The organism is Plantibacter sp. ME-Dv--P-122b, from assembly GCF_030209375.1.
GTDB lineage: Bacteria > Actinomycetota > Actinomycetes > Actinomycetales > Microbacteriaceae > Plantibacter.
In genome coordinates this window covers 540,298-564,683 of sequence record NZ_JARVSC010000003.1, presented here as the reverse complement: position 1 = coordinate 564,683, position 24,386 = coordinate 540,298, and the positions used below count along the sequence as shown (strand labels likewise).

Sequence of the window (24,386 nt, the reverse complement as noted above, 5' to 3'; positions counted from 1 at the left end):
CGTAGACGCATGGCTTCCTGGACCGACTTGACGGGTCAACGCGACGCGATCGAGCTCCTCCAGTCGGCGTCGGACCCGGTCACGCCCAAGGGCCTCACCCATGCCTGGCTCATCACCGGACCGCCCGGTTCCGGCCGGTCGACCCTCGCCTACGCCTTCGCCGCCGCGCTCCTCAGCCGCGAGCCCGGGGGCGACGACGTCACCCGTCGTCAGGTGGAGGCCCGCACCCACCCCGACCTCTCGGCGCTGAGCACCGATCGCGTCATCATCACGATCGACGAGGTCCGCGATCTCGTCCGGAACGCCTACCGCGCGCCTTCCGTCGGCCGCTTCCGCGTCATGGTCGTCGAGGACGCCGATCGAATGACCGAGCGCACGTCCAACCTGCTTTTGAAGTCGCTCGAGGAGCCGCCGAGCAGCACGATCTGGGTGCTGTGCGCGCCCAGCGAGGCCGACCTGTTGCCCACCATCCGGTCGCGCGTCCGCTCGGTCCGCCTCGGCGTCCCCACCATCGATGACGTCGCCGAGCTGCTGGAACGGCGCGACGGCGTGGCACCCGAACTCGCCGAACGCGCCGCCCGCGAGGCGCAGAGCCACGTCGGCATGGCCCATCGCCTCGCGACCGACCCCGGTGCACGGCAGCGCCGTGAATCCACGCTCCGTGCCGTGCTCGACATCCGGAGCGCGGGGCAAGCGGTCGTCACCGCCGGCCGCCTCCTGGAGCTGGCCGGCGACGACGCGAAGGCGTACACCTCGCTGCGCGACGAGGCCGAGCGGGAGAGCACCCTGCGCTCACTCGGCGTCGAGCCCGGTCAGTCGGTCCCACCGGCCCTCCGCTCGCAGGTCCGGGCGATGGAGGAGGACCAGAAGCGACGCGCCACCCGCAGTCTGCGCGACGGGCTCGACCGGATCATGGTCGACCTGCTCTCGCTGTACCGCGACATCGTGCTCCTGCAGCTGGGGCACGACGCCACGATCATCAACCGTGAATTGCGTCCGGAACTCGAGGAAGCCGCTCGCCGGACGACGCCTGCGGTTACGATCGAAACCTTGGAGGCGATCTCCGTCGCCCGCACACGAATCGAAGGGAACGTCGCCCCGGCGCTGGCCTTGGAGGCCATGCTCGTGTCGGCGGTCCGGTAGGGAGCCTCTGTGACTTCGCCCAGGCAGCAGCCGTCGGACTCGACGGGATCGACCGGTGCACCCCGTCGCAGGGGTCCCGGTGCGCGCCGTGCGGCGCGGGTCGCCCTGGTGGCCGGTCTCGCGGTCGCGGCACTCACCCTGAGCGGGTGCGTGACGGCCTTCCTGCCGCCGAAGGCCGCCGAGCCGACGACGTCGTCCTCCTCGCCGGCGACGAGTGACGTCGACGCCGAGCTGAAGCCCTTCTACGAGCAGCAGCTCGACTGGAAGACCAGTGGCTGTGCCGACGGCTTCGAATGCGCCACGGCGAAGGCGCCCATTGACTGGGACAACCCCTCGGACGGCGAACTCTCCCTGGCGCTCGTGCGGCACGAGGCGACGAACGGCAAGCCGATCGGCTCGCTCTTCATGAACCCCGGCGGCCCGGGTGGTTCCGGTTACAGCCTCGTCGCCGACAGCCTTGACTTCGCGGTCGACAAGGACCTCCAGGAGAACTTCGACGTCGTCGGCTTCGACCCCCGCGGTGTCGGCAAGTCGACGCCGGTGACCTGCCTGACCGACTCCGAGATGGACGCGTACCTGTACGACGTGACGCCGGGGAAGCGCGGTTCCGACGAGTGGATCGCCGCGAACGAGAAGGCCGCGAAGGACTTCGGCGACGCGTGCGCGGAGGAGACGGGCAAGATGCTCGAGTTCGTCGACACGCAGAGCGCTGCGAAGGACCTCGACATGCTGCGTGCTGCCGTCGGTGACAAACAGCTCTACTACCTCGGGTACTCGTACGGCACGTTCCTCGGCGCGACGTACGCGGAGCTCTTCCCGAAGAACGTCGGGCGTCTCGTGCTCGACGGTGCGATCGACCCGTCGACGTCGAACTTCGAGGTCGTCAAGGAGCAGGCCAAGGGCTTCGAGAGTGCTCTGCGTGCCTACCTCGAGGACTGCATGACGGGCAAGGATTGCCCGTTCAAGGGCTCCGTCGACAGCGCGATGACCGAGATCAAGACGCTCCTCGACGAGGTCGACGCGAACCCGATCCCCGGCGACGACGGACGTGAGCTGGGCGGCAACACCCTGCTGACGGCGATCATCTACCCGCTGTACCAGGCCGATGCCTGGCCGTACCTCAGCAAGATGTTCGCCGAGGTCATGCAGGGCGGGACCGACATCGCGTTCCAGTTCGCCGACGGGTACAACGGTCGCAACGAGTCCGGCAAGTACGCCGACAACCAGACCGAGGCCTTCAACGCGATCAACTGCCTCGACTACAGCTACGACGACGACAAGACGAAGATGGCCGACGAGGCGAAGCAGCTGGAGGAGGCGGCTCCCGTGATCGGCGAGTACATGGCCTACGGCGACACGTTCTGCGCCAACTGGCCGTACCAGACGCGGACCGAGCGTGGGGAGATCCACGCGAAGGGCGCAGCGCCGATCCTCGTCGTCGGGACGACGAACGACCCGGCCACGCCGTACGTCTGGGCGCAGAACCTCGCGGAGCAGCTCGACAAGGGTCAGCTGATCACCTACAAGGGTGAGGGTCACACCGGCTACAACAAGGGCAGTGACTGCGTGAACCAGGCGGTCGACCAGTACCTCATCGACGGCACGGTGCCGTCGAAGGACCCGATGTGCAGTTGACGGCGGGATCCTGATGACCATGACGGCGCCGGCTGAACTCGGGCTCCGCGAGCGGAAGCGGCTCGCGACGCGTCGGGCGATCCAGCACGCGGTGCTGACGCTCGCGAGTGAGCAGGGGCTCGAGAACGTGACAGTGGAGGAGGTGAGCCGTCGGGCGGAGGTCTCGCCGCGGACCTTCTTCAACTACTTCGGGACGAAGGAGGAGGCGCTGATCGGCGACATCCCGCTGATCCCTGACGGCGACGCCCTGCACGCCTTCCTGACCGCGGGGCCCGCCACCGACGTGCTCACCGACCTGGGGGAGCTCCTGGCCCGCACCGTGGGTGACGCCGACGAGGACGTGGAGATCCACCATCTCCGCAAGGACGTCCTGCGCGACCACCCGCACCTGCTGGGCGCGCGGATCGCGAGTATGCGCGGCTTCGAGGAGGGCCTCTACAAGGTCGTCGAGCGCCGGGTGCTGAACGACGATCCGACGCTCGCGGAGGACGCCGAGGCGCTGTTCGACCGCTGCTGGATGGTGACGATGGTGGGCTTCGCCGGCCTGCGTCACGCCTGGCGCTGCTGGGCCGATGCGCCGACGCCGGGCTCTCTCGCCGAGCGGATCCGTCGTTCTTTCGCCGAGCTGTACACGACGGTCCAAAAGCTGCGCTAACATGGATACTCGTGCGCCGGGCGACCAGCGCACGCGCCGCCCTAGCTCAGTCGGCAGAGCATCTCACTCGTAATGAGAAGGTCAAGGGTTCGATTCCCTTGGGCGGCTCCACCAGCATCACCCGGCCGTTGCCCTGGAACACCCCGGTCAGCGGCTGTTTCATGCGCGCGCCGCGTATCCTGCGGCCCGCTCGGTGGGGCAACGGCCGTCGGTAATGCACGAAACATAGCAACGCATGTAGCGCTTATCCAGCGGACGGTGGCGAACGGTGATCAGCGTGCGTGGTCATGTTGGTCCTGACGTGGTCGAGTTAGTGCGGCGTACATCACGTCTGAGACGTCTCGAGGCGTCGCCGCCGCGACGTGCGACTAGAAAACGGAGGCGATCGCCCTGCTGGCATGATTGAGGCCGCTACCGATACGGCGTTTCGCTTCGCGCTACCGATGCGCTTCCATACCCCGTCTGGTCTAGCAGCGACCTAAGGGCACGCTCGGCTTCGTGAGGGGCGTTGGGGCCGATTGTCACCCGCTTGACCGGCAAAGGCTGCGGAGTCATCGCCCACGATCCCCGCGATCCCCACTCCTCTTCCATTTTGCCGCCACCGCCGGTCAGTTCGATGTACGGGACTATTCCGAAGCGTGTGGGCCGGTAGCGAACGAATTTCCACCATGGATTAACCGTGAACACGCACCGAACCTCGCGTTCGTCGCTGAAACCGCGATCCTTCATGAAGTCGATGGGCGCGTTGGCGTAGCCGGTGACGATGAGCTTTCCTGCATCCCTGTTCTTACGGTATCTCGCAATCAACTCGTCCAGTCGCTTGCCGATGAGTGGATCATCGACACCTTCGATATAGTCAACGTCCCTCCAGCTTCCGCCGAGTACGAAGGTAGCGTCGGCGGGAAAGTAGTGGATGGGCGTGCCGTCTTCGGCCACTTCGTCGGGCGCGTAGAAGTCCGGCGGAGGGCTCGGGTGTGACTCGCCGGATCGTGCAACGAGCGGCACGAGGGATTGCGAACCATCGAGTTCAATGGAGTATGCAACCTCGGACACGCCGTAGTTTCGCCAGAGAGTCAGGCTGTCGGGATCGCGAGCCGCTGAGAGGAGGAAATTGCTGAACGCGGTTTCCTCGTTCATGAGTCCGCTGTGCTCGACGTGTGTGTGCTCGTCGGATTGCAGCCCCGCTCTGCGAGCTTCGAAGGCGGTTCTGAACGCGCGGGCACCGCTACGCATCTCATTGGCGTCATTCATGAAAGCTGCAGAGGACGCGCGCAGGGCGTGGTTCTGGAGGATCGATATGAGACCTTGAGTGCTGGTGTAGTGGCAGGCGCGTTCAACTTCGGGCACGGGGAAATGGTACTGCGCATCTAGTGCCACCAGATTGTCCGTGTCGACTCACACAGTTGAGGCTGTCTGAACATTCCGGTGATTGTGCGCAGAGACTGGCGCTCCACGCGAAACAAACCGGTTTTGTCAGTGAAGGCCTCCGAATCCGCGCTTGTATAAAGCTGTCGTCCAGCGGCGCCCCGAGGTCGTAGAGGTCACCGTCTGCACGTGATCGGACCGGTCGGAGAGGTTCTGAGCCAATTCCGCGGGACGATCTCCCGAACCGATTGGATGCACTCTGCGGAGTGGTCGGCTGCTCTTGGATCCAAAGCAGACTAGCGACTGGCGCGGAGAGCCCGGAGGCACCCGGCGGTAGCGTCCTCGCCAGGAACCGATCGATCAGGCGGGCGGCTGTCGGGAGCTCGACTTGAAATTGTCGCTGTAGGCGCTCTACCCGCGGACGCGGGGCTCAAGTCGACTCAGATCCAGGGTGCAGGTCCAGCGAGCGACTCGACGGGCCGACCGCAGCTGCCTCTGCTGCTGCCTCTGCCTCTGCCTCTGGACCGTTGCATCGACGCTAGAGTTCGGATGGTGCGAGCTTTCATACTAGGAGCAGGCTTCTCTCGAGCGATTTCGCCAGCGATGCCCACGATGACCGAGCTGGTCAAGGCCGTCTCGGGCGTGGGATTAGTGGATGCCGAGAGCCTGACCAAGTTTGGCAACGATCTCGAGCAGTGGCTGTCGTTTCTTTCCGTCGACCAACCCTGGCTGACTGACGCCGACAATTTGTCTAACCGAGCGAGCTTCATCAGGATCACCGATGAGGTGTACCGCCAGATTGTCGCAGCGGAACGTTCGGTCGTCGCGACTGCGCCACCGGACTGGCTTCTGAAATTCGCGTGGTCTCAGGCTGATGCATCAGCGTCGGTCTTCACTTTCAACTACGACACGCTCCTTGAGAGGGCGCTGAGCCGGATCAATCGAGTGGGTACCTGGGCGGACTTGTACGTTGCTCCGATCACATCTCGCGCGGCTGCGGCTAGCGGTCTCTTCCTTGGTCCTTCAGACCCGCGCGGATCACTGCCGACGATATTCAAGTTGCACGGGTCGACGAGTTGGGCGTTCGGTGGCCTCGACGCTCCCACGAGTGACCCAATCGTTCTCACCACGGACCTGCTGCCCTGGGCCCCCGAAGTCGCCCCCGCGGGCGAGCGTCCTCCGCGGTACCAGCACATGTACGACGACCTCAAGCCGCTCTTGATTCCGCCCACGTATTCAAAAGGCCCCTACCTGGCGAATCGATCGCTCAAAGCTCAATGGCGTGCAGGTGCAGAAGCGCTAGCTAGAGCGGAAGAATTGGTCATTGTCGGATACTCGTTCCCTGCCGGAGACCTGGTCGCTCGTCAATGGGTCGCCAGCTCCGCGGGACCCCAAACTGCCACTGTGATCGATCCAGATGAGTCAGTGACTGAGCGAGTAGCCGCTCTCCTCGGGCCGTCAGTTGACATTACACACCGTTCAAGCATTTCGGACTACGTGGACGGGTCGTCTGGCCCTCTACTGAGGTGGAGAGTGTACCTATCCGCAGACGAGAAGTTGGGCTTACAGGTTGACCTCCACTGCGACGGCGTTGACCTGCTGTCTGGCGTCGACCGTGTCGAGCCTCCCTGGAACCCCTTCAACGAGACGGCCCGCGAATGGCTCCACACGCTACTCGAACGGCTCCAAACGGGGATCAACGAGATGTCGGTGGTCGAGGAGGAATCAGGAGGTCGACTCAGAGAGGCGATGTTCTCGGTGATGCCAGCTGGATGGATCCTCGACCCCAGGGTGCTTACAGCTGCACTTGGATCGTGATCCTGTCCGAGAACGAATCTTGCTGTCCACCACGGAGGATCGTCGTCACGGATGACAGAGGGTTCAAGTAGACTCTTGCTTCCGGGAGGGAAAGTCATGAGCGCTGCTGTATCGCCGCTGTCTAGCCAGGCTATCGCAGGGTATGCGGAGCGCGTGGGCGAGCACCACGCGATCTACGATTCGTCCGGCTGTGCGGACCTGGAGCGTCTGGTCAAAATCTTGGGCGGCCGTATCGATGTTTCCTCTTCGTTCGTCTCAACTGAGGCTCTTACGGTGCGTGACCGCGGAGATTTCACCATCCATCTTCCCCCGATGACGTCGACGCGCCGGGACCGCTTCACGATTGCCCACGAGATCGGGCACTATTTCCTCCACTACCTACAACCCGACCTCAAAGGCCCTTCGCGTTTCGGGCGGGGGGATCGTAACCGCGCTGAAACGCAGGCAAACTACTTCGCGGCTTCATTGCTGATGCCAGCTGAGATCTTTCGATCGGCTCATCGCGAACTGGGCGGAGATGCTTGGAAGCTCGCAGATCGCTTTGAAGTGTCACCTCGGTCAGCCGAGGTTCGTGCTCAGGCGCTCGGTCTCTAGACGTGTCGCCGGCGGCGAAGCGAGACAGGTCTGCTCTGTTTCTCTCTTGTGACCTTGTGGGGTCTACAAGCTATAAGCAGGCGAAGCCTGGCTGGCAGAAGATTTTTCTGTCGTTCTATCGTGAGTTTCCTCAGTTTCTCGTCGAAGCGGATCGTCGTCGCTCAGCGATTGATGGCCTCGAAACGGGGTTCTCGCTGTGGAAGGCGGTCGGCGATGAACTGATCTTCGAGGTGGACGTTAAGACTGAACTAGCGGTAGGGCGTGCTGTTCGTGTCTGGCTGGATGCCATTAGCTTTTATGAGCGCGATGTGTTGTCTGACGTGAGTCTTGCGCTGAAGGGTGGTGCATTCATTGCGACCTTCCCTGGGCCGGATAGTGAATCAACTATTCCGCGCCAACCGACCATCGAGCAGTCCGCCGATTCCGTAGTTCGGTTGAATGACAAGGCCTTGTCTGGTACGAGGACACCGTCCAAGTACCTCTATGACTATTTTGGCCCGAGTATCGATACTGGCTTCAGGGTGTATTCGCTTTCCACTCAGCGAAACTTCACGCTAAGCATCGAAGTCGCTTGGGCAATGGCGGTTTCCGCGCATGGCGAGGCGGCTGATCCCGACAACCCGAGACTCCATGCGGTCGATGATTTTGCGTTCCTTGGCGGACACTTTCTGAAAGGTGTTTGGGGTGGGCGAGACTATCCGGTTTTCGCTATTGATCGGCATTATCATGACCCGGTCAATAAAGCTATGGCAAGCCTACGAAGTTCAGGTTTTGATTCATCAAAGGTCATAGCGATATGTGATGCTTGCAGTAAGGATGCTGACTGGCCATTTCGAATGTACCTTCCCGATTCCGCTCACGCTGCATTCACTGTCGTGCCGCTCGATGCGATGGAGGAGCTGCGTCATTCTGAAGGAAACCTGGATAGTATCGAGACTGCTCAATACGATGAGCCGGGAATCGTAGATCCGGCACCTCCTCTCGAATAACTGACGGGGCAGAATCGTGCCTGCTGATGCGAGCAGGGAGGTCCATCCCGCTGGTGTGAAACCCTCTTTGCGGTCCTGATTTGCTGGTGACGTCCTGTGATCAGCGAGGCTCGTCTCCATCAGTTCTGCTCTGACACTTGTGACACTCAGGATGGCCCGGGCGGTGAATTCTCTAGGGGGCTCGGAGATTTCGAAGCGTGCGCAGCAGCAAATTTTGATGTCTCCGGTGGGGACCTGTCGCAATGAGCAGCTCGCCGCGGAGTCCTGGTGCGGTTCCTGTCTGATATGAAGCGGATTCCCTAATGCGACAGAAGTGCAAACCAGTCGTCTTCGACCGCGGCGGATCATTCACGAGGATGTCGCCCCATCAGTGGACGATCAAGGACTGCCAAGTACCCCATCGCCCTCACTCGTAATGAGAGGGTCAAGGGTTCGATTCCCTTGGGCGGCTCCATCAGCTTCACCCGGCCGTTGCCCTGGAACACCCAGGTCAGCGGCTGTTCTGGTTTTCGGGGCGCTTCGTCGTCCGCCGCCGAAGCCGGTGCGGAGACAGTCGTAGGATGACCGGATGGATGCACTCGCCAGAGCCACGGACGCACAGATCGATGCCGTCTGCGAAGCCTTCACCTCGGTGTCGTGGCCGCTGGGTCGCGACGACTTCAAGGCGCTCGCGGAGCGTCTCGGGTGGCAGTTCAAGCTGGAGACGTCGAGCGGCGTCCAGCACCGTTCCGGGTATCCCGTGAACCTGCCGACCGTTCGCTCGCTCGTCGCAGATGACGCGATCTCCCAGATCGTGATCGCGGTCTCCGACAAAAGCGACGACGCGGGTGCGCTGCGGGGTGCCGCACAGGACCTGCAGGCGGCGCTGAGCGGGCACCGTGGTCAGCCCTCCGGATCCCAGGGCGGAGATCCGTACTGGGAACTGGCCAACGGCGGCAGGATCTGGCTCAAGACGGTGCCCAAGAAGGTGTTGCTCGTCGTCGAGGGGCAGCGCTTCGCCGACGTGGAGCGGCGCGAGGAACGGCTGGGCATCGACCCCGGCCGCACCCCGGCCGCCGGTGCCGACACTGCCTGATCCCGTCTGGTCGACTGCCGCGTCGAGACGATGCGGCAGGCGTCAGCAGAGCCGCGCGGCAAGAGCTGCGCGAGCATTGAAAGACACTTTAGAAGTGATAAAGTGGTGTCATGACTCAACAGCACTTTCCCCTCGATGAAGCACACGTCCGTCTCGCGACGAACGAGAAGATCTCGAGCGAAGCACGTCGGGCAGCCCGCTGGTTCCCGTGGTTCGTGATCGTGCAGGCATGCTTCGCCCTGTCGTTCACCGTCTCCGTCGACGTGTTCCACACTCCCTACTGGAGTGCGTTCGTACCGATGCTGCTGGGGACCGCGTCGATCTGGTTGGTTGCCCTGCTGCGTCGTCGGTCTGCTCCACGCGACGGCATCCGGAACATGGAGATAGCTGTCGTCACCTGGTTCGTGCTCTATACCTGGATGCTCGACCCGGCACTGCAGCTCGTGGGGGCCACGTCCTCGTGGTGGTGGGTGCTGGCCGGTGTCGTCGCAGTGAGCCCGATTCTCGTGTGCCTGTCCGCAAGCTCGCGCCGATGAGTCACCCGCGGAAGGATCTCGACTCGCTCATCCACTCCCCGGTGCGTTTCTCCTTGCTCGCAGCGCTGCGGAATCTGGAAGACGTGGACTTCCGCTTCCTCGGTGACCTCCTCGAGATCAGCGACTCAACCCTGTCCCAGGCCCTCACTGCGCTGCTGGACGCCGGATTGGTCAACGTGCGCAAGGAGCCCTCCGGCAGGCGCACCCGCACCTGGGTGGGTATCACCGACGCTGGCCGTGCCGCGTTCACCCAGCACCTGGCGACCCTGCAAGCGATCGTCGACTCGGGCGGCCCTGCTTCCCCTGATTCCCAGCTCCCAACCGAACGAGAAGGCCCGACCCCGTGAGTATCCTCGTCCGCCTGTGCGCTTCAACAGACCTCGCTGCAGCAGCTGAAGCGCTGGCTGTCGCCTTCGCCGACTACCCGTGGACACGTCACGTCATCCCTGACGACGACTACCCGGCTCGCCTCCGCGCGCTCCAGCACCTCTATCTCTCGCATGCCCACCAGCACGGGGTCGTCGCAGTCGTCGACGACGGCTCCGGAGTGATCGCGCTCCTTCCCCCCGACGCCCCTGGCCCAGACGACAACGTCCTCGACCAGGTCATGGCACTGCACGGCGACCGATTGGACCGGCTCGCACACCGGCGCTCCTCTGGTGACGACTGGACACTCGAGACACTCGGCGTTCACCCGAACGTTCAAGGGCGGGGCGCTGGAGGAGCGTTGCTCGAGCTCGGGCTCGCGGAGGCCACCCGACGCGGGGCGCGAGCAGTCCGGCTCGAGACATCCAGTGAGGACAACGTTCGGCTCTATGAACGCCACGGTTTCCGGGTCACCGGCCGCAGCGACCTCCCACAGGGGCCGACTGTCTGGACGATGCGAGCCGTCATGGCCGGAGAAGGCGTTGCAGCCCCCTCAGCACAGGATGCCGCAACGGGGATCTCGGTCGACGCGGAGTCACGGAACGGAGACGGTGACGCTCTCCGCGTCCGGCCTGGCTAGCAAGCCGGTCGCCGGTCGTGTCGCCTCCGGTCACGGTGCGCTTCATCGGGTGTCTATCGCTCAGCGTGTCGTGATCCGCAGGGTGCAGCTCCTGCACGGGTCTCCGACGGTCCGTCGACGCGCACTGCGCCGCCGTGCCGAACGACTCATCGGCGGTGTCAGGCGACCGAGCGGTTCCGACGGGCGAGCGGTAAGCGGACGATGAACGTCGTTCCGGGATCACCGGTGGCGAACGCCTCGATCGTGCCGCGGTGCGCCTGCGCGATGGATCTGGCGATGGTGAGTCCGAGGCCCGAACCGCGGATCGTCTCCTCGCGCACGTTCCCGGCCCGGTGGAACCGTTCGAAGACCCGGGTGAGTTCGTCCGTCGGGATGCCGATCCCCGTGTCGGTGACGCGGATGATCGCATCCACTCCGTCGGAGCGCACGCTCAGGAAGATCTCGCCGGCGCGGGTGTAGGTCACGGCGTTGTCGAGCATGATCGAGAGCAACTCCCGGAGGCGCGCTCGATCGCCGACGAGCTGCAGCGTCGGCACGGCCGCCGTCCGCAGTTCCACGCCGTCGGGCAGGCCGAGTCGTCGTCGCTCGTCGGCCGCCTCCAGGACGATGGCGCTGAGGTCGACGGGTTCGTCGGTGATCTCCAGGTGGGGTGCGCTCGCTGCGAGGAACTGTTCAGCCAGGCGCCCGAGATGATCGGCGCTCCGGCGGATGACGGCGAGCTGAGCCTGCACCCGGGGCGCGATGTCCGCGTCGTCCTCGAGCATGTCGAGGTACCCGAGGATGCTCGTGAGCGGTGTCCGGAGCTCGTGGCTGAGGCTCGTGAGCGACTCGGTGCGCATCCGGACGGCTTCGGTGAGCTCGGTCACGTCCTGTCCGACGAGGAGTGCTCCGTTCGGCGCGCCGTCCGCGCCGCTGACCGGCCGACCGTTCGCGACGAGGGCTCGTTGCTTGCCGGGAGGCCCCACCCAGTAGAAGAAGTCACGGACGTCCTGTCCATCGAGGATCCGCACGACCGGTTGGTCCTCCGTCGCCAGCGGGGTGACGCCGTCCGCCGCCCAGATGAAGCGGGCGCCCCCGGTCGACGCGTCGTAGCCGGCCAGCGTCGCGAGTTCCACGGCGAGTCGGTTGTTGAGGATCTGGTCTCCGTGTTCGTCGAAGAAGACCAGTCCGACGTTCACCTCGTCGGCGACGGTGCGGAGCATCACGGCCAGCCGGTTCTGCCGCTCCAGGGCCTCGACCTTCGCCTCGCCCTCGGCTCGCACGCTCGACTGCGCGCGTTCGAACCGCCGCGACTGCAGACCGACGGCGATGATGACCAGCACCAGCAGCAGGGTGAGCGCGACGAGCTCGCTCTGGCCCTGCGCGTTCTCGGGACCCTCGCCGTACAACAGGCTGGGCAACCAGAGGACGAGCACACTCCCCACGAGAGCGAGGACGACCCCGAGCTGACCGAAGCTGTAGGACAGCCAGAGCACGGGGAAGGCGAGCAGCACGATCGAGGCGCCGAGGACGGGGGACACCGCATGGTTCACGAGCCCCACGACGGCGAGGTCGGCGCTGACCAGGGTGAGCGCCCACGGGCGCGCGATCCGTTCCCACGGAAGCACGAGTGTCGCGACGAGCGCGAGTCCCATCACGGCCCAAGCAAGTTGGAGCTCGGTGACACGGAGGACGGCCGGACTGGTGGTGCCGACGATCACCGTGACAATCCCCACTCCCAGCGCTAGCGGCCCCTGACTCCGGCTCAGCAGGCCGAGCCGGGGGTGGCGCTCCGTGCCTTCGATCCAGCGTGGCATCGGGCCTCCCAGGTGTCCCGCCCGGTTTCGGGCCAATTCACTGTATCGCCGTCGCGCCGGATGCCTCCGCGGGCGCGTCCGAGCGACCGATGCCTACACTCGTCGCATGCGCTTCTTCCGACGCAAGACTCAGCAGCCACCGACCCCGCCCACCGCGACCGAGCCTGCAGTAGGCGGGCCCGACGGGCCCGACGGACCCGACGACCTCGACGACCTCGACGAGCGGGGATGGGACGCGGTCGCGCAGGCGGTGTCGCAGCACTACCCGGGTGCCCGCGAGTTCCATGTCGCCTACTCGCCGGGACTGCACTTCGGGTCCGCCCTGCAGGGGTGTTCGGCACTGCCAGGCCCCGACCACTGGTTCTACGTCACGTACGGGCTCACCGAACTGTGGGGCAAGGACTCCGATGATCCGACGACCAGCGGTTTCGGGTACGAGCTCACGATGCGCGTGCGCCGGTCGCCGTCGGACGAGACGCCGCCCCAGTGGCCGTACCGCGCGCTGATCGTCCTCGCGCAGTACGTGCGCAGTGGGCCGCAGGAGCTCTGGCTGGGCGATCGGATCCGACTCGCCGACGGCGTGACCGACGATCCCGACGGCGCCCTCACGACCCTCGCCGTCACCGCCGACCCGGTGGTCGCTCCCATCGAGACGCCGAACGGCCGGGTCGCCTTCTGGCAGGCCGTCGCGCTGACCGACGCCGATGTCGAGGAGGCGAAGCGGTCGACGACGGACGAGGTGCTGGCGCGTCTGGCGGTCGATGACCCGCTGCTGACCATCGCCCCGGATCGCCGCTGAACCGGCGGCCGATCGGCCGTGCCCGGCTGGGCGTCACCCCACCTGCGCCCGTTCGTCGTCCACCACGGTGAGGGCGAGTTCACAGAACATCGACTCGGCCCAGGAGAACCAGGGGCGTGAGAAGACGGCCGGATCGTCGACGTCGATGCTCTCGTGCACTCGGCCGGTGCCGGCATCCGTGTCGGCGATCATGCGCAGCAGACGGCGACGGTCGGTCGGAGTGCCCACCAGCCCTTCGACGGCGAGTGCGATCGGCCAAACCCGTCGATCACGGGTGTGCGGACTCCCGATGCCGCGCAACGCCGAGCCCTCGAACCAGTACGGGTTCGCCGGACTCAGCACGACGTCGCGAGTGGCCGCCCACACGGCCGGATCGAGGACGGTCGGTGCGATCAGGGGGAGCGAGAGCAGCGACGGCGTGTTCGCGTCGTCCATGATGAGCCTGCCGCCGAGTCCGTCGACCTCGTAGGCGTAGATCGGGGATCCTCCGGGTCCGGGCACGACGCCGTGCGCCTCGACGCCGGCGACGAGCTCGGCGGAGAGTGCGCGGGCGTCCGCGGCCAACGGCATGTCCTGGAGCACCTCGGTCGCGATCTCGGCGAGCGCGAGCAGCGCTTCCGCAGCGAAGAGGTTGGCCGGGATGTTGTACCCGAACGTGCAGGCGTCGTCGGAGGGACGGAAGGCGCTCCAGGTCATGCCGGTCTCCGCGACGGGCGAGCCTCGACCGCCGCGCGACAGCGTCTCGGTGGGGATGGCGGTCGCCCGCTCGAACCGGTACGGAGAGGCGTCGTGACGCTGCTCGACTCGGAGTTGATCGACGACGGTCCGCAGCACCTCGGGCGTCGGGGCGTCGAGGAGGAACCCCGTCCGTCCCGTCTTGCGCCACAGCGCGTGCGCCAGGGTGATCGGGTAGGCGAGGCTGTCGACCTCGTACTTCTGCTCCCAGACCTCGGGATCCTCGCAGACGTCCTCGGGGTCGTAGTGGGCACCGGTCGGACCGTCGTTGAACGCGTTGGCGTACGGGTCGTGGGCGATGAACCCGAACTGGCGTCGGACCACCTGCTCTACGAGGTCGGCCAGTTGCCCGCTGCGTTCGAGGAACCGCAGGTACGGGGTGAGCTGGGTCGTGGAGTCGCGGAGCCACATCGCCGGGATGTCTCCCGTGATGACGAACACCTGTCCTGACGGGCCGACGCCGACGGTGTCGGTGAGCGTGGCGAGCAGCGCCCGGCCGACCAGGTCGCCGATGCGGCCGTCGGTGACCTGTCCCACCTCCTCGGCGGCGTCGGCGAGCAGCTCACGGGTGCGGGCGTCCGGGGCGAAGGGGGTCAGTGTCCCCATCCGGTGTCTCCTTCCTGATCGGTGATCCGCACGACGAGGGCGTCGGGCGGAGGATCGTGGCTCTGAGCAGTCCAGGCGACCACCTCCACGGGGGCAGCGACCGGACGACCACCCGCCCAGGAACCGAGCTCGTCGAGACCGAGGGTGAACTGTACGACGGCCGTCGACCCGGCAGCGACATGGGCCCGTTCGACCGCGAGCAGGGTGCGTCGACGTGGTCGGACGCCGAGCTCGTGGCGGCGTCCGTAGAGCGGCACCGGCACAGAGACCGTCCGATCGGTGTCGTTGACGAGGTCGGCGGTCAGCGTGACCGTGCCTCCCTCGCGCAGCGCCTCCGCGGTGAGCGTCGCTTCGACGGAACACAGCCGGACCGACACGGCGGGAGCGCCGCTGCCGAGCAGTCTGCCCACGGGATGCCGGGCGTCGACGTAGCCGCGGGCCGTCTCCCGACGCTCGTCGTGTGCGACGGGCAGCACGCCGTCGCTCGCGGGGAAGGTGGCCGGAAGCAGCCCGCCACCGACACCGGTCCCGAGGACGTCGACGATCGCCGCTCCGCCCACCGGTCCGGGGAACGGCGCGATGATCAGGGCGTCGGCCAGCGCGACGAGCGGCTCGATCGGGCGCGGACGACCGTCGATCAGCACTGCGATCACGACGGGGACGGCGGCCCGGGCGACGCGGAGGAGGTCGAGTTGTGCCTCGGGGAGCTCGAGGCGCGAGAGGTCGACGCCCTCGCCGTTGGTGGTGTCCGGTGCGGGGCCGTCGACGGCGCCGTTGTCGGCGAACTCCTCGTCGTAGCTCCGCCGACTCGTCCCACCCAGGACGACGACCGCCGCATCCGCCCCGGACAGCGCCGCGTCCACCTGCTCCGCCGCGTCACCCGGAAGGCGGGAACGGTGCGACGTGCCCCGCGCGTAACGAATGTTGCCGATGCCGTGACGCGCCTCGAGCGCGGACCGCACCGTGGAGCTGTGCGGATCGTCGTCCGGCCGCGGAGGCGTGTAGTCGCCGAGCTGGGCCTCGAGATCGTCGGCGTTCGGGCCGATCACGGCCACGACGGCGGAAGCGGGGAGCGGCAGTACGCCCTCGTCGTGCACGAGGACACAGGACTGGGCCGCTGCGCGGTGCGCGAGTTCGAGGAACTCCCGTGCAGCGGGACTCCCGGTCGGATCGGCGACGGCGTGCTCCGGCCGCGCCTCCTCGAGCAGGCCCACCCGCCGTTTCAGCGCGAGCACCCGGTCGGCGGCGCGGGTCACGAGTGCCGTATCGAGGATCCCGCGCTCGACGGCCTCTTCCACGTACGTGAACGCCTCATCCCACAGGCTCAGATCGACCCCGGCCGTGACGGCGAGCGCCGCGGCGCTCGCCGGATCGGGCGCGCTGTCCCGCAATCGGTCGACCGCAGTGCCGTCCGCCATGACGATCCCCTGCCATCCCCAGTCCTCACGGAGGACACCGGTGAGGAGCTCCGCGTTGGCACTGCACGGGACACCGTCGATGTCGTTGTACGCCGCCATGAAGCCGGCGACCCCGGCCCGAGCAGCCACGAACGCCGGGCGCAGATGGATCTCGCCGAGCTCGCGACGGCCGATCGGCGCGCCGGATCCGTTCCGCCCGCCGATGCCGGCACCCTGCCCGGCCAGGTGCTTCGCCACCACGGCGACGCGGTCGTCGGCGATCCGGCCGTCGGTGGCACGCCCCTGCATGCCACGCACGGTCGCCTCCACGAGCAGCGCGGCCAGCGCCGGGTCTTCGCTGAAGCATTCCTCCGCACGACCCCACCGGGGATCGCGCAGCACGTCGAGCCCGGAGACGAGCGCCACGTGCGTGCCTCGTGCCCGGGCCTCGGCCGCCACCCGGGCGCCGAGGGCCTCCACGAGGTCGACGTCCATCCCGGCTCCGAGCGCGAGGTTCACCGGGAGCGTGGTGCCGCCGAGCGCCATGAGGCCGTGCGGGACCTCCTCGACGAAGAGGGTCGGCAGTCCGGATCCGCGCGTGCGGACGATCTCCTGCACCGCCTCGTAGGCCTCCGCGCTCCGTTCGGGCGGGATGCCGTTGCTCCAGCGCACCTGCGACCACGGATCCGCGCGCAGGACGCCGTAGATCGCGCCGATCCCACCCCACCGGTCGACCTCGCGTCGGAGGACGTCGGTGACCCGCGGGGCACCGTCGACCCACTCGACGGCCTCCCACCCTTTGAGTCGCTGGTTGATCTGGCCGATCCGCTCGCGCAGGCTCAGCTCGGCCGCCGACCGGGTCATCCCTTGACGGCTCCCGACACCAGGGCCTTCTGCATCTGCTTCTGGAGCACCGTGTAGACGAGGTAGACCGGGAGCAGCGTGAGCAGGGTTCCGGCCATGAGGACACCGTAGTCGGTGCCGGCGTCGACCTTCAGGGTCGGCAGCGCGACCTGGATGGTGCGTTGGGCGGTGTCGGGGCCGATCAGGATGAGTGGATAGAGGTAGGCGTTCCAGAACGACAGGAAGTTCAGCAGCAGCACCGTCGCGATGCCGGGGATGCAGATGGGGAGGTACACCTGGCGCAGGACCTGCAGCGTGGACGCGCCGTCCATGGATGCGGCCTCCTCGAGCTCACGCGGGATCGTCCGCATGAACGCGGTGAGGATCACGATCGAGAGGGGGAGCGCGGTGGCGGGGAGCAGCAGGACGACGAAGGTGCGGGTGTGGAACAGCCCGACGGCGGCGGCGAGGAGGAAGGTCGGGAACAGGGCGGCGAACGCGGGGATCAGGAAGCCGAGGTTGAAGACGTTCTCGATCATCCGGCCGAGCCTGCCCTGTGACCGTGCGAGCGCGAACGCCGCGGGGAGGGCGAGCAGGAGGGTGAGGACGAGGGCACTGATCGTGGTGAGCGCCGAGTTCGCGATGGCGAGCCCGAGGTCCGCCTGCCGGAACGCGGTGGCGAAGTTCGAGAGGTCCCACGACGTCGGCAGCGCCAGCGGCGACTCGAAGATCTCCTCGTTCGTCTTGAACGACGACGAGATGAAGTAGTAGAAGGGGATGAGCAGGATCGCCGCATACAGCCAGGCGAGGGTGCCGCTCGTCAGGGACCCCACCCGGTCGCGGAGGGGGAGGACGGTGCGTGATGCCATGAGAGTCTCCTTGGTCCGATCAGTGGGTGGCGCGCAGGGTCCGGCGGATCAGCCACATGCCGAGCAACCCGACGACGAACAGGACCACGCCGACCGCTTGGCTGTATCCGAGGTCCGTCTCGACGAACGCCTTGCTGTAGATGAGGTACGACAGCGTCATCGTCGAGGTGCCCGGACCGCCCTGGGTGAGGAGCAGGACGGTCTGCGCCGAGTTGAACAGCAGCGACAGGAACTGGAGCATGGTGACCACACCGATGAAGTCGCGGGCGATGGGCCAGTACATCCGCCAGGCGATGCGCCAGTCGGTGGCACCGTCCACTCGCGCCGCCTGCACGATCTCGGCGTCGACGCCGTCGAGGCGTGCGGCGATGAGCACGGCCGAGTAGCCGATCCCGCTCCAGAGTTCGACCGCGATGATGGCGCCGAGGGCGGTCGACGGGTTCGCCAGCCAGGCGTTGCCGGCCAGGCCGAGCGGTGCGAGGAGTCCGTTGACGAGTCCGTCCGGGTTGAGCATCGCGTAGAACACCATGGCGGTGGCCGGGGCCGAGATCAGCGCGGGGATGAACAGGATGTACCGCAGGACGCGGTGCCCACGGGGCTTCTGCACCACGTAGAAGGCGAGGAGGAACGCCAGCACGATCATGATCGGGAGTCCGACGACGATCTGCACGGCGGAGTTGCCGAGGGCCGCCCAGAAGGTGGCGTCGGTGAAGACGGCCCGGAAGTTGTCCAGGCCGGCGAAGGACGGGGTCTCGAGCATCCCGGGCCAGCGCAGGAAGGCGATCACGAAGATCGCGACGACCGGCCCGATCATGAAGACCGCGTACCAGATGAGTGCGGGGAGGGCGAGGCCCGGGAAGCGCTCGCGGAGTGGTGAGCGGCGCGGTCGGACGGCGGGCGGTCGTTCGGAGACAGGGCGTCCCGTGGTGGGAGCGGCGTCGAGCACGGTCATGATGTCCTTTCGGGCCCTCAGGCCGCGTCGTAGGCCTGCTCGAACCGATCGATGATCTGGTCGGCACTCGCGGAGCCGTAGGCCATCGCGGTCACCCGGATCATCGGTTCGAAGACCGCATCGGGGATGAGCAGGTCGGGCAGCATGACCGGTGTCACCTGGTCGGTGGTGAGCTGCGACGCCTGCGCGACAAGGGGGAAGTCGGTGCTGACCACGTCCGTGATCCGGTTCATGTCCCGCCCGGAGCCGAGGATGAACTCGCTCGTGACCTCCGGTGAGTAGAGGTTCTGGATGAACGGCTTCAGGAGCTCGAGCTTCTCCGCGCCGTTCGCGCTGATCCAGATGCCGTGCCCGTTGTAGCTCTGGATGACGGTCGGCCGTTCGACCACGCCTCCTTGGGAGGGCACCGGCCAACCGCCGACGGTCACCTCGCTCGCACGCTCCTGGGGCACGAGGGCGAGCGCGGACGACATCGCCGGCACGATCGCGGCCTTCCGGGTGTTGAACTGCGTGAGTTCCGAGTCGGAGGTGTACCCCTGCACGTTGTCGACGAAGACGCCGGCGTCCCGCAGTTCGACGAAGTGCTCCACGCCGGCGACCGCTCCCGGGAACTCCGAGAGCTTGCCGGAGGAGAACGCCCGGGTGGCCTCGTCCTTGGTGAGGAAGCCCTGCAGGATCTGCAGGAACAGCTTCTGACCGCTCCAGTCCGATCCTCCGACCGTGACCGGGCCGATGCCCTTCGACCGCAGGGCGTCGGCGACGAGGATGAGCTCGTCGGAGGTGGTCGGCAGCTCGACGCCCGCCTCCGCGAGCAGACCGGTGTTGAACGACACGGGCCAGTTGGTCCGCGTGAACGGGAACGCGCGGAGGTGCCCCTCCTCGTCGGTCCACTCCGCGAGTGCCTCCGGGATGATCTTGTCGCGGAGCCCCCAGTCGTCCAGCAGCTGCTCCACGGGGATCGTGGCGCCCAGTCGGGTCCAGGAGAGGGTGCGTCCCTGGAGGTTCACCATGGCGATGTCCGCCTCCTTGCCCGCGAGTGAGCTCGTCTCGAAGACGATGGGGAGGTCGGAACCGTTCTTGAGGAGGGCGACGGCACGGTCGGTCGCACGGGAGTACGCGGCCACGACGTCGGAGAAGACCTGGGCTCCCGAGACGGCGCCGCTCAATTGCGTGTGCACCGAGATCGACCCGGGGATGCCGGAGGCCGGGACGAGGGGACCGCATCCGGTGAGCAGGGGGATCATCACCCCGCCCCCGATCACCGTGCCGAGGAACGTACGTCTGCTGATGCCATCGGTCATGAGACCTCCTGAAAGCTGCGGTGCGTCGGGATGGGATGTGATCGTGTCGTCCGCGTGGCGCTTGTGTAGCGGTACACATCAACGTGCGGTCAATGTATACCGCTTTACAAGACGCGGTCAAGCCCCTACTCTCGGTCACGATGAACGACAAGAAACCGGCTCGCGCGACCATCGCCGCGGTCGCCGCCCGTGCGGGGGTCTCCCCGTCGGCGGTGTCGCACGTGTTCAACGGACGACCGAACGTGTCTGCGGCCACCGCGGCCCGCATCCGCCGCGCGGCCGACGAGCTGCACTGGCGACCGAACTACGCCAGTCGCAAGGTCAGCGGTCGTGGAGGGCGCAGTCTCGGCCTCGTCGTGACACGCTCCGGAGACACGTTCGAGCGCGATCCCTTCTTCATGCGGCTGATCGCCGGACTCACCGAACCCCTCGCCGACATCGGCTGGTCGCTGTCACTCACGCTCGTGCAGGGTGCCGACGAGGAGCGCGTCTACCGCGAGTGGTGGAGCGAACAGCGGGTGGACGCGTTCCTGCTCGTCGACGTGCGTGAGGACGACCCTCGGATCGGGCAGGTGCGTGAACTGGGAGCTCCGGCTGTGCTCCTCGGAGCGCCGGTCGACGATGTCGTGCCGGCTGTCACCGTGCACGACGACGCGGCCTACGAGGAGGTGCTGGAGCACCTCGCCGCGCTCGGACACCGCACGATCGCCCGCGTGAGTGACTCACCGGGCCTCGTGCACTCGACGGAGCGCGACCGTCGCTTCATCGAGGCCGCCGACGCCCGTGGCATGACCCCGATGGTGCTGCATTGGGAGTCGTCCGCCGAGGATCCTGTCGCCGACGTGCTCCGACGGTCAGGGCCGACGACGGCACTCCTGGTCGACAGCGAGGCGATGGCGGCGGAGATCATCGCCCACGCGCCCGAGCTGGGCGTGCGGGTCCCTGAGCACCTGTCCGTCATCGCGTGGGAGGACTCGTGGGTGTCGACCCTGGTGCGTCCCCGGATCACCGCGCTCGACGCGCCTGTCGAGGAGAGTGCGAGAACGGCGGTGAAGCTGCTCGAGCAGCTCGTGAACGGCGAGCGAGCCGTCTCACAGACCGTCTCGGCGCGCCGACTCATCGTGCGGGAATCCACCGCACGGGTGCCGGCCCCGGCCCCAGACCCCGATCGAGAAGGATGCGTGACCCCGTGACCGACCACACTCCGCGCTTCGGAGCGAACTACACCCCCTCGAAGGACTGGATGTTCCAGTGGATGGGCATCGACGCCGACGTCGTCCGCGGTGACTTCGAGGCGCTGGCCGGTCTCGGCCTCGACCACGTCAGGGTGTTCCCGCTCTGGCCGGTGCTGCAGCCGAACCGCACGCTGATCCGACGCCAGGCGCTGGACGACATCGCGCTCGTGGCCGACCTCGCCGCCGAGTTCGGACTCGACATCGCGGTCGACGTGATCCAAGGGCACATGTCGGGGTTCGACTTCGTCCCGGCCTGGCTCCTCAACTGGCACGACGGCAACATGTTCGTCGACGAGGCAGCCGTCGACGCGCAGGCCGCCCTCGTGTCCGCCGTCTACGACGCCGTGCGGGACCGCCCGAACCTGATCGGCCTCACGTTGGGCAACGAGCTCAACCAGTTCCAGCCACCGAATCCGGCCGCGATGCCGGCGGACAGTGATCAGGTCGCGCACTGGTTGACCAGTCTCCTGGAGGCTCCGGTCGACCCCGATCCCCGGCATCTGCTCACCCACAGCGAGAACGATCACCTCTGGTATCGGGACGGGCACCCGTTCCTCCCGGTGCACGCCTCGCGGCTCGGTGACATCACGACCGTGCATTCCTGGATCTTCAACGGCACGGCGAAGCGCTACGGCGGCTTGTCCCCGCAATCCGTCCGCCATGCCGAGTGGATGATCGAGCTGTCCAAGGCGTTCGCGACGGACACGGAGCGTCAGGTGTGGCTGCAGGAGGTCGGTGCTCCGTCGATGAACCTGGCGGATGCCGAGATGCCGGAGTTCGCGGCCCGGACGGTGGAGGCGGCGCTCTCCTCGCCCGCTCTCTACGGCATCACCTGGTGGTGCTCGCACGATGTGTCCCGCTCGCTCGGCGACTACAAGGACCTCGAGTACTCGCTCGGCCTGCTCGACGTGGACAACGCCGTCAAGCCGCTCGGCCGTCGCTTCGCCGAGCTGGTCGCGGACGCGCGCGCCGGAGCCACGGCCCGGGTACTCCCGCGCTCGATCGGTGTCGTCGTCGAGGTGGACGAGCACGATCTTCCGATCGCTCGGGCCGACCTCGCACCGGGTGGCGTCGTGTTCGAGCGCTGGCACGAGCTGCGTGAACAGGGCGAGCCGGTCACCGTCGTGACGTCTCGGACCGCGGCGGATCCGGCTTCGCTGGCGAAGCGTGGCATCACCGACGTGCACGCCGTCCCGCGCACGGGATCGGCTCGGTGACGGAGCCCGACGACCGTGGCACTGTCGTCGGGACCTACGGGTGCGGCAACATGGATGGCGCTGACTCGCAGACCGTTGAAGGGGACCTCGTTCATGACCGCACCGCACCGCAGCCGACTCGCCTTCGTCTGGGGCTCCGGCCTCCTCGTCGCCGGCCTCCTCGCCGGATGCTCTGCCCCGTCCAGCGGGGATCGCGACTCCGCGGCGCCGTCGTCGACCCCCACCACCACGGCGACCGCCGACGTTGCGGACGGGCCCGCCGACTACACCGCGTTCTGCGCGGCCAACCGGGCGGCGGCGACCGCGAAGTCGGGCACCGTCGGCGAGGACCTCGAAGCTGTGCAGGCGCAGGTCACGACGATCCGCGACCTCCTGCCGCTGGACGACGTGAGCGCCGAGGTCGCAGCCGGCGCCGAGGTCTTCGCGACCGCCGCTGAGGAGACCGCCGCGATCCTCGCCGAGTTCCCGGCCGACAGCCTCGTCTCCGACGTCGGGCTCGACCCGAGGTTCACCGAGTCGCAGGCCGTGCAGAGCGCCGCGACCGACCCGGAATACCAGGCGTTCATCGCCTGGACCATCCAGACCTGCGGATTCGACACCGAGTAATCGCGCCGCCGGCCTACCGGGTCTGCGCGATGATCGCCTCGGCGACCGTTTGCGCGCCGTCACCGGAGCTGACGGCGTAGAACGTCTCACCGACGGTGAGGTAGAGCGGCGACCGCGGACCGTCCATGCGGCGCGCGACGAACGCCGATTCGCCGTCCGCCATGCCCTCCAGCGTCACGGGCTCCAGGGCCGTCGCCATGTCGGGCTGGGCTGCCAGCCCGTCGACGATCGCCGCGCCATCACGCACGACCAGGATGTCGGTGTACCCGAAGCCCTCAGCGAAGAGTTCGCAGCTGAAGGCACCGACGCGGGCGCTCGCCGCATCCTCCAGATCGTCGATCGGCTGGACCCGTGGGTCGATGACGGTGTAGGTCGTGGTGGCCTCGCCGTACTGGAGCGCCGACACGATCCCGGTTTCGCTGAGGCCGCCATCGCATCTGGCGACACCTTCGCGCGGCCTGATCGCGGGCCAGGCGAGCTGAGCCTCGGAAGCGGATGCGACGGAAGCGAAACTCGTCTCCGCCGCCGTGGCGAGGTTGTCGAGGACCTCGCCCGCCGGCGTGCCCTCGAACCGGCTGCCGGTGGAGGTCAGTCCGGAAGCGGTGATCGACAGGTCGACCCAGGCCGAGCCGACGGGCGCCGACACGCGCCACCCGGTCTCGCCAGACGCGGTGGTCGCCTCGACGCCCGCGATCGTCCTCGTGTCCTCGGACGGTGTGTCGCCGGCGTAGGGCGGGGCCCAGTCGTCGGCAGCGCCCGGCAACATCTCGATCGAGAGGTAGGCCCAGTCTCCCGCTCCGTCGCCGATGATCTGCTGTCCGGCGCCCACGCGCCAGGAGCAGGCGAGCCCACCGGCCGCCGTCAGGACGGCCGAGTCCACGGCGTCAGACGGTTGGACGGCCTCGACGACGTCCGCCGGTTCAGCGGCGAGGACGCCGGCGACCGTGTCGAGCGATGCCAGGTCGCTGCACGTCAGGAGCTCGGTGGACGCCGAGGTGCGCGGTGCGTCGGAGGTCGGCGACGCGTCCGGTGTCGCAGAGGACGCGCATGCCGACGCCGAGAGCGTCACCATCACGGCGAGCCCCGCACCGATTCCGACCGACCGCATCCCCGCACCCATGATCCCCATGCGCCGAGACTATCGGTGGCGCGCCGTGGTCGCTTCCGCGGGAGGATGGAACCGGCGTCGTGTCGATGCCATCACCGAACCGAGG

General features: G+C 67.2%; 22 protein-coding genes and 2 tRNA genes. 16 read left to right on the top strand and 8 right to left on the bottom strand.

Annotated elements, in window-relative coordinates; translation table 11 throughout:
* Nucleotides 1–9 precede the first annotated feature (9 nt).
* The 4 genes from QRN19_RS07360 to QRN19_RS07345 all read left to right on the top strand — a co-directional run bounded on the left by QRN19_RS07360 (nucleotide 10) and on the right by QRN19_RS07345 (nucleotide 3,544).
* Nucleotides 10–1,143, top strand: coding sequence for a DNA polymerase III subunit delta' (locus QRN19_RS07360; RefSeq protein ID WP_137243700.1), 1,134 nt, complete (start codon nucleotides 10–12; stop codon nucleotides 1,141–1,143).
* Between the two features lie 9 nt (nucleotides 1,144–1,152).
* Complete coding sequence (locus QRN19_RS07355; protein ID WP_350224028.1) at nucleotides 1,153–2,778, top strand: alpha/beta hydrolase; 1,626 nt, start codon at nucleotides 1,153–1,155, stop codon at nucleotides 2,776–2,778.
* 19 nt (nucleotides 2,779–2,797) lie between these two features.
* A complete protein-coding gene (locus QRN19_RS07350) occupies nucleotides 2,798–3,433 on the top strand; it encodes a TetR/AcrR family transcriptional regulator (RefSeq protein ID WP_175117477.1) in 636 nt (211 codons plus the stop codon).
* 35 nt (nucleotides 3,434–3,468) lie between these two features.
* Nucleotides 3,469–3,544, top strand: a tRNA-Thr gene (locus tag QRN19_RS07345).
* A gap of 300 nt (nucleotides 3,545–3,844) precedes the next feature.
* Here QRN19_RS07345 and QRN19_RS07340 read toward each other — a convergent pair.
* Nucleotides 3,845–4,780 carry a hypothetical protein gene (locus QRN19_RS07340; RefSeq protein ID WP_285026098.1) on the bottom strand — a complete coding sequence of 312 codons (936 nt, stop codon included), beginning with the start codon at nucleotides 4,778–4,780 and terminating at the stop codon, nucleotides 3,845–3,847.
* 630 nt (nucleotides 4,781–5,410) lie between these two features.
* Here QRN19_RS07340 and QRN19_RS07335 point away from each other — a divergent pair.
* The 8 genes from QRN19_RS07335 (at nucleotide 5,411) to QRN19_RS07300 (ending at nucleotide 10,816) form a co-directional block, all read left to right on the top strand.
* Nucleotides 5,411–6,616, top strand: a complete 1,206-nt coding sequence (locus QRN19_RS07335) for an SIR2 family protein (RefSeq protein WP_285026097.1) — start codon at nucleotides 5,411–5,413, stop codon at nucleotides 6,614–6,616.
* A gap of 96 nt (nucleotides 6,617–6,712) precedes the next feature.
* A complete protein-coding gene (locus QRN19_RS07330) occupies nucleotides 6,713–7,210 on the top strand; it encodes an ImmA/IrrE family metallo-endopeptidase (RefSeq protein ID WP_285026096.1) in 498 nt (165 codons plus the stop codon).
* A gap of 56 nt (nucleotides 7,211–7,266) precedes the next feature.
* Nucleotides 7,267–8,199 carry a hypothetical protein gene (locus QRN19_RS07325; protein WP_285026094.1) on the top strand — a complete coding sequence of 311 codons (933 nt, stop codon included), beginning with the start codon at nucleotides 7,267–7,269 and terminating at the stop codon, nucleotides 8,197–8,199.
* A 358-nt stretch (nucleotides 8,200–8,557) separates the two neighbouring features.
* Nucleotides 8,558–8,653, top strand: a tRNA-OTHER gene (locus QRN19_RS07320).
* A gap of 114 nt (nucleotides 8,654–8,767) precedes the next feature.
* The gene (locus QRN19_RS07315; protein WP_285026093.1) at nucleotides 8,768–9,274 is read left to right on the top strand and encodes a DUF6301 family protein; all 507 of its coding nucleotides are present in this window, start codon (nucleotides 8,768–8,770) and stop codon (nucleotides 9,272–9,274) included.
* Nucleotides 9,275–9,384: 110 nt separating this feature from the next.
* Entirely contained in the window at nucleotides 9,385–9,810 is a 426-nt protein-coding gene (locus tag QRN19_RS07310) for a hypothetical protein (protein WP_285026092.1), read from the top strand.
* Nucleotides 9,807–10,157: a transcriptional regulator gene (locus QRN19_RS07305; protein WP_285026091.1), complete on the top strand. Its 351-nt coding sequence runs from the start codon at nucleotides 9,807–9,809 to the stop codon at nucleotides 10,155–10,157. Before QRN19_RS07310 ends, QRN19_RS07305 begins: the two co-directional genes overlap by 4 nt.
* On the top strand, nucleotides 10,154–10,816 hold the full coding sequence (locus QRN19_RS07300) for a GNAT family N-acetyltransferase (protein WP_285026090.1): 663 nt from the start codon (nucleotides 10,154–10,156) through the stop codon (nucleotides 10,814–10,816). The genes QRN19_RS07305 and QRN19_RS07300 overlap by 4 nt, the downstream gene beginning before the upstream one ends.
* Nucleotides 10,817–10,974: 158 nt before the next feature.
* Here the strand turns inward: QRN19_RS07300 and QRN19_RS07295 are convergent, their stop codons facing one another.
* A complete protein-coding gene (locus QRN19_RS07295; protein WP_285026089.1) occupies nucleotides 10,975–12,516 on the bottom strand; it encodes an ATP-binding protein in 1,542 nt (513 codons plus the stop codon).
* Nucleotides 12,517–12,718: 202 nt separating this feature from the next.
* Between QRN19_RS07295 and QRN19_RS07290 the strand changes: the two genes are divergently transcribed.
* Nucleotides 12,719–13,411 carry a suppressor of fused domain protein gene (locus QRN19_RS07290; protein ID WP_285026088.1) on the top strand — a complete coding sequence of 231 codons (693 nt, stop codon included), beginning with the start codon at nucleotides 12,719–12,721 and terminating at the stop codon, nucleotides 13,409–13,411.
* A gap of 33 nt (nucleotides 13,412–13,444) precedes the next feature.
* Here the strand turns inward: QRN19_RS07290 and QRN19_RS07285 are convergent, their stop codons facing one another.
* The 5 genes from QRN19_RS07285 to QRN19_RS07265 are packed head-to-tail and all read right to left on the bottom strand — an operon-like array spanning nucleotide 13,445 to nucleotide 20,114.
* Nucleotides 13,445–14,752 (bottom strand): glycoside hydrolase family 125 protein, encoded by a 1,308-nt coding sequence (locus QRN19_RS07285; RefSeq protein WP_285026087.1) that lies wholly within the window; start codon nucleotides 14,750–14,752, stop codon nucleotides 13,445–13,447.
* On the bottom strand, nucleotides 14,740–17,013 hold the full coding sequence (locus QRN19_RS07280) for a glycoside hydrolase family 3 protein (protein ID WP_285026086.1): 2,274 nt from the start codon (nucleotides 17,011–17,013) through the stop codon (nucleotides 14,740–14,742). The genes QRN19_RS07285 and QRN19_RS07280 overlap by 13 nt, the downstream gene beginning before the upstream one ends.
* Nucleotides 17,010–17,861, bottom strand: a complete 852-nt coding sequence (locus tag QRN19_RS07275; RefSeq protein ID WP_285026085.1) for a carbohydrate ABC transporter permease — start codon at nucleotides 17,859–17,861, stop codon at nucleotides 17,010–17,012. The genes QRN19_RS07280 and QRN19_RS07275 overlap by 4 nt, the downstream gene beginning before the upstream one ends.
* Before the next feature lie 19 nt (nucleotides 17,862–17,880).
* On the bottom strand, nucleotides 17,881–18,813 hold the full coding sequence (locus QRN19_RS07270; protein ID WP_285026084.1) for a carbohydrate ABC transporter permease: 933 nt from the start codon (nucleotides 18,811–18,813) through the stop codon (nucleotides 17,881–17,883).
* 17 nt (nucleotides 18,814–18,830) lie between these two features.
* Nucleotides 18,831–20,114: an ABC transporter substrate-binding protein gene (locus QRN19_RS07265; protein ID WP_285026083.1), complete on the bottom strand. Its 1,284-nt coding sequence runs from the start codon at nucleotides 20,112–20,114 to the stop codon at nucleotides 18,831–18,833.
* Nucleotides 20,115–20,254: 140 nt separating this feature from the next.
* Here QRN19_RS07265 and QRN19_RS07260 point away from each other — a divergent pair, with 140 nt between their 5' ends.
* From QRN19_RS07260 to QRN19_RS07250, 3 genes are all read left to right on the top strand, one after another.
* Nucleotides 20,255–21,307, top strand: coding sequence for a LacI family DNA-binding transcriptional regulator (locus tag QRN19_RS07260; protein ID WP_285026082.1), 1,053 nt, complete (start codon nucleotides 20,255–20,257; stop codon nucleotides 21,305–21,307).
* On the top strand, nucleotides 21,304–22,566 hold the full coding sequence (locus QRN19_RS07255; protein ID WP_285026081.1) for a glycoside hydrolase 5 family protein: 1,263 nt from the start codon (nucleotides 21,304–21,306) through the stop codon (nucleotides 22,564–22,566). Before QRN19_RS07260 ends, QRN19_RS07255 begins: the two co-directional genes overlap by 4 nt.
* 93 nt (nucleotides 22,567–22,659) lie before the next feature.
* Entirely contained in the window at nucleotides 22,660–23,172 is a 513-nt protein-coding gene (locus tag QRN19_RS07250; protein ID WP_285026080.1) for a hypothetical protein, read from the top strand.
* A 13-nt stretch (nucleotides 23,173–23,185) separates the two neighbouring features.
* Here QRN19_RS07250 and QRN19_RS07245 read toward each other — a convergent pair whose 3' ends face one another.
* Nucleotides 23,186–24,301, bottom strand: a complete 1,116-nt coding sequence (locus QRN19_RS07245; RefSeq protein WP_285026078.1) for a hypothetical protein — start codon at nucleotides 24,299–24,301, stop codon at nucleotides 23,186–23,188.
* Nucleotides 24,302–24,386 lie beyond the last annotated feature (85 nt).

Bases quoted from the DNA above. Each gene is read 5' to 3' on its own strand.
- QRN19_RS07360 (WP_137243700.1), top strand. From the start codon at position 10: ATGGCTTCCTGGACCGACTTGACGGGTCAACGCGACGCGATCGAGCTC.
- QRN19_RS07350 (WP_175117477.1), top strand. From the start codon at position 2,798: ATGACGGCGCCGGCTGAACTCGGGCTCCGCGAGCGGAAGCGGCTCGCG.
- QRN19_RS07335 (WP_285026097.1), top strand. From the start codon at position 5,411: ATGACCGAGCTGGTCAAGGCCGTCTCGGGCGTGGGATTAGTGGATGCC.
- QRN19_RS07330 (WP_285026096.1), top strand. From the start codon at position 6,713: ATGAGCGCTGCTGTATCGCCGCTGTCTAGCCAGGCTATCGCAGGGTAT.
- QRN19_RS07315 (WP_285026093.1), top strand. From the start codon at position 8,768: ATGGATGCACTCGCCAGAGCCACGGACGCACAGATCGATGCCGTCTGC.
- QRN19_RS07310 (WP_285026092.1), top strand. From the start codon at position 9,385: ATGACTCAACAGCACTTTCCCCTCGATGAAGCACACGTCCGTCTCGCG.
- QRN19_RS07305 (WP_285026091.1), top strand. From the start codon at position 9,807: ATGAGTCACCCGCGGAAGGATCTCGACTCGCTCATCCACTCCCCGGTG.
- QRN19_RS07290 (WP_285026088.1), top strand. From the start codon at position 12,719: ATGCGCTTCTTCCGACGCAAGACTCAGCAGCCACCGACCCCGCCCACC.
- QRN19_RS07285 (WP_285026087.1), bottom strand. From the start codon at position 14,752: ATGGGGACACTGACCCCCTTCGCCCCGGACGCCCGCACCCGTGAGCTG.
- QRN19_RS07280 (WP_285026086.1), bottom strand. From the start codon at position 17,013: ATGACCCGGTCGGCGGCCGAGCTGAGCCTGCGCGAGCGGATCGGCCAG.
- QRN19_RS07275 (WP_285026085.1), bottom strand. From the start codon at position 17,861: ATGGCATCACGCACCGTCCTCCCCCTCCGCGACCGGGTGGGGTCCCTG.
- QRN19_RS07270 (WP_285026084.1), bottom strand. From the start codon at position 18,813: ATGACCGTGCTCGACGCCGCTCCCACCACGGGACGCCCTGTCTCCGAA.
- QRN19_RS07265 (WP_285026083.1), bottom strand. From the start codon at position 20,114: ATGACCGATGGCATCAGCAGACGTACGTTCCTCGGCACGGTGATCGGG.
- QRN19_RS07260 (WP_285026082.1), top strand. From the start codon at position 20,255: ATGAACGACAAGAAACCGGCTCGCGCGACCATCGCCGCGGTCGCCGCC.
- QRN19_RS07250 (WP_285026080.1), top strand. From the start codon at position 22,660: ATGACCGCACCGCACCGCAGCCGACTCGCCTTCGTCTGGGGCTCCGGC.
- QRN19_RS07245 (WP_285026078.1), bottom strand. From the start codon at position 24,301: ATGGGGATCATGGGTGCGGGGATGCGGTCGGTCGGAATCGGTGCGGGG.